Consider the following 1021-nt stretch of genomic DNA (forward strand, 5'->3'; position numbering starts at 1 on the left):
ATTAAAAGCCTCGTTTGCAGTTTTCCAACCAAGACATTTTCTTGGTCGGTTGTTGATATAGTTTAATGATTCTGTTAGTTTTTCTGGTGATACTTCTTCAAAATTTGTTTGTTTAGGAAAGAACTCGCGAAGTAATCCATTTCCATTTTCATTACTTCCACGTTGCCAAGAAGAATAGGCATCCGCAAAATAAACATCAATTTTCAAGTCTTTTTCTAACACTTTATAGCAGCTAAATTCTTTACCTCGGTCTGTTGTAGCTGTTTTTATAGTGCCTTTTGGTAATTTAGTATGAAGTAGACGTACTGCTCTTTCCATTGATTGAGCTGAGCGATCCGGTATCAAAATACCAACATACCATCGTGTCATTCGCTCAATAAATGTTGCTACACAGCCTTTTGCTTTCCCACGTCCAGATACAACTGTATCTAACTCCCAATGTCCAAAGGTTTCACGTTTACGTACTTCTTTTGGGCGTTTAGAAATGGGTGTACCGATGTTAAATCTTCCTCTTGTTTCGCGGGGTTTTTGGCGTTTTCCTTTTTGACGGAGAACGGTTATAGGCACTTCTAAAAGACCATCGTAAATCCAGCGATAGATGGTTTTAAAACTCAGTTGTCCTTGATACAAGCGGCCGACAATTTGTTCAGGCGACCAAGTATCCCGCAACTTTTCTTGAACAGCTTCTTTTACTTCTGGCGTACATTTTGACTTGGCACCACAGTTGGATTTATTTTGGTGGTAACGTATTTGCGCTTCGTCAGCTGTACTACCGGCGTGGCGTTTTATTTCTCTGGAAATTGTAGAAGGTTGACGATTTAAGAGTTTCGCTATTTTACGAATCGAATAATCAAGTTCCAGGTATGTTTCTATTTTTACACGTTCTAATATGGTAAGATGGGTATAGCTCATAACGATTCCTCCGTTTGAATGTTTGTGTGGTAACTACATTCTACACGAGGTCGTTATGGGCTTCCTTTATATTGACTTCTAGGTGTTGCACTTAATATTACAATCCGTC

At 38.9% G+C, this 1021-nt stretch carries 1 protein-coding gene; it reads right to left on the reverse strand.

What is annotated here, in order from left to right; translation table 11 throughout:
* A partial coding sequence (locus tag ACIQ7T_RS27955) for an IS30 family transposase (RefSeq protein WP_402875323.1) occupies positions 1-912 on the reverse strand: 912 nt, incomplete at its 3' end.
* Positions 913-1021: the final 109 nt, after the last annotated feature.

It is taken from the genome of Lysinibacillus sp. NPDC096212, from assembly GCF_044763105.1.
Classification (GTDB): Bacteria; Bacillota; Bacilli; order Bacillales_A; family Planococcaceae; genus Lysinibacillus.